The organism is Paracoccus sp. Z118, from assembly GCF_019061185.1.
GTDB lineage: Bacteria > Pseudomonadota > Alphaproteobacteria > Rhodobacterales > Rhodobacteraceae > Paracoccus.
On the sequence record NZ_JAHQZU010000067.1, the window covers coordinates 1 to 2,894 of the forward strand.

The following is a 2,894-nucleotide window of genomic DNA, read 5'->3' on the forward strand; positions in this document are numbered from 1 at the left end:
ATCAGGATCAGTTGATAGGGCGACAGGTCCAGCATCGAGATCGCGGCGGAAATGTTCTGCGGGACATGCATGAAGCCCATGGCCGTGGACATGAAAGCGGCCGCGATCATGATCATCGCGATCATGCAGCTGGTGTGAACCGTCGCCACCAGGCTCTCGATGAACACATCCCGGCTGATCTGACGCGTCACGAAGGTGTAGATCAGCGTGACGGTGACCCCGATCGCCGCGGTTTCCGAAGGCGTGGCGAAGCCGGAATAGACCGCGCCCAGCACCAGGCCGATCAGCAGCCCGATGGGGATCAGGTTGCCGATGCCCCGGAGCATATCGCCGGAGGTCGGGCGCGTCCCTTCGGCCGGGGCGAATTGCGGGCGGAAGCTGCAGACGATGATGACGTAGAGCGCATAGAGCCCGGCAATCATGATTCCCGGTATGACGCCGGCGGCAAACAGCCGGCTGATCGAGACCTGCGCCACAACCCCATAAACGATCATGATGATCGACGGCGGGATCAGCAGCCCCAGGCTGCCCGCTCCCGCAAGCGAGCCGTAGGTCAGCGACGTGCTGTAGCCGCGTGACTTCAGTTCAGGGATCGTGATCTTGCCCACGGTTGCCGTCGTTGCCGCACTCGACCCGCAGATCGCGGCAAAGATCGCCGAACCCACGATGTTGGTGTGAATCAGCCTGCCCGGCAGATGGTAGGTCAGGGGCGAAAGCCCCTCGAACAGGCGCTTGGATATGTCGGTGCGCAGGATGATCTCGCCCATCCAGATGAACATCGGGATGGCCGACAGCTCCCAGCCGGTCGAACTGCGGATCATGATGGGCGCGATGATCGTCCCGATCCGCTGCGCCGGCATGTCGATGAACACCATCAGCGCCGTGATGCTGACCACGATCAGGCCCGCGAAGACCCATACCCCGATGCCCAGAAAGGCGATGATCAGCCCCAGCAGGCCGGCGGCGACGAACAGTGATTCCATGGATCAGTCCCCTTCGGCGATGTCTTCGGGAACGCCCGAGATGAGGACATCAATGGCGCTGGAGAGCAACTGCACCAGGAAGAACACGAGGCCCGTGAGAACGGCGGCGTCTATGTACCAGGTCGGCGTTTCCGTCAGGGTGGCGCTGACCGAACCGCGCGAGAAATCGCGTGCCAGCACCTTCCAGATGTACCAGGAGACGAAACTGAACGCGGCGAAGGTCACGCCGATGCAGAACAGCTCGACGATCACGCCGATCCGTTCCCGCCCGGCGGTGAAGCTTCGCAGCAGGCTGACCCGGACGTGCCGTCGGCTGGCGAATGTGTGGGCAATCGCCAGATAGGTCATCGCCCCCATCGCATAGCCGACATATTCACCCATCGAGCTGGTCGAACTGCCGAAGAAATTGCGAAGGATGATCTCCAGCATGATATGCACGACGATGTAGACCAGCAGCGCCGCCGAGATCCACAGACCGAGGCTGGAGCAGAGATCGGCCGCGCCGTTCACGAGACGTTTGATCATCCCTCGTTCTCCCTGAAAGAAACGGACCCGGGGCTTCCGGGACCGTTCATGGGTCACTGCGCGCGTTTCTGGTTGTATTCGTCGAGCAGTGCCTGGCCCTCGGGGCCGACCTTGGCCAGCCAGTCGGTATAGACCGACTCGCCCGCCTTGCGCAGGTCCGCGATCAGTTCCGGCGAGACGTCCTCGGTGATCGTCACGCCGTTGGCACGCATGTCCTCGAAGTTCTTGGCGACACGGACCTCAAGCTCGGCCCATGCAGCTTCTTCGGCCTTGCGCGCCGCATCCTGAACGATCTGGCGCTGCTCGTCGGTGAGCGAGTCGTAGAGGTCCTTGTTCATGTGGGTCATGTTCAGTGCCATCGAGTAGTTCACGGCCGTGAAGTGATCGAGGAATTCCCAGAACTTGACGCTGACGCCGCCATCGGCCGAGGTCAGCACCGCGTTGATGGCCCCGGAGGCGAGCTGCGGAACGGTATCGGCCCAGCTGACCTGCACCGCGGTGGCGCCGGTGTTGCTCATGGTCTGGACGCCGCTGGGGTCCCAGGCGCGCACCTTCAGCGGCTTCAGGTCCTCCAAGCTGGTGATCGGCGCATTTGCCCAGATCCCCGAGGGCGGCCATGGCGTGGCCCACAGCAGAACCTGATTGTTCTCCTCGAACACCTGTTCGTAATGCGGACGGGCGACCTCCCACAGCAGCCGCGCGTCGTCATACGATGACGCGATGAACGGCAGTGACGACAGCAGGAAGATCGGCTCGATCCCGGCGATGGACCCCATCACGGTGTCGGCCATGTCCAGCGCGCCGATGCCCACGGCGTCGAACTGGTCCACGGACTTGTAGCCGATCGATCCGTCGTAATGCGGCATGATCGTGATGGCGCCGCCGGAGCCCGCGTTGACGGCCTCGATAAAGGCCTTGTCGCCGACGCCCATGATCGAGGATTCGCCGTATTCGTTCGCAAGATCCCACGAAAGTTCCTGTGCCTGCGCGCCGCCCGCCGAAAGCGCGAGGCCCGCGGAAAGGGCGAAGGCCGTGAAGTTCCTTCTGTTCATGTCAAGACTCCCTGTCTCGGTGGATATCCACGTGCGGCCGTCAGCCGTAGTTCTTCTGCAGCCAGGCGTCGGAGAATTTCCCCGATTCCCGGTCCTCGCGCCGCGCGTCTTCCGCGCGCTGGCGGGGGTCTCCGTATCCGCCGGCACCGGGCGTCTCGATGATGACGCGGGCGTCGGCCCCGAGGCGGATGGTCGAGGCCTTGGGCGGCAGGTCGACGATCTCGCCGTCGTCCTTCTTGATGGTGAACGAGCCGGCGGCACCCGGCTGGCCGCCGAACACGCCCCAGGGCTGGTGGCGGAAGCGTTCGCCGACGCCGTTGAACTCGCAGGCGTG

4 protein-coding genes are annotated in these 2,894 nt (G+C 63.6%); all 4 read right to left on the minus strand.

Going from position 1 to position 2,894, the window contains the following annotated elements; all coding sequences use genetic code 11:
* On the minus strand, nucleotides 1–983 hold a 983-nt coding region (locus tag KTN05_RS17280; RefSeq protein WP_217330612.1), incomplete at its 3' end, for a TRAP transporter large permease.
* Nucleotides 984–986: 3 nt separating this feature from the next.
* Entirely contained in the window at nucleotides 987–1,508 is a 522-nt protein-coding gene (locus KTN05_RS17285) for a TRAP transporter small permease subunit (RefSeq protein ID WP_217330613.1), read from the minus strand.
* Between the two features lie 53 nt (nucleotides 1,509–1,561).
* Nucleotides 1,562–2,560 carry a TRAP transporter substrate-binding protein gene (locus tag KTN05_RS17290; RefSeq protein WP_217330614.1) on the minus strand — a complete coding sequence of 333 codons (999 nt, stop codon included), beginning with the start codon at nucleotides 2,558–2,560 and terminating at the stop codon, nucleotides 1,562–1,564.
* A gap of 40 nt (nucleotides 2,561–2,600) precedes the next feature.
* Nucleotides 2,601–2,894, minus strand: a 294-nt coding sequence (locus tag KTN05_RS17295) for a hydantoinase B/oxoprolinase family protein (RefSeq protein ID WP_217330615.1), incomplete at its 5' end; no start/stop codon positions are given.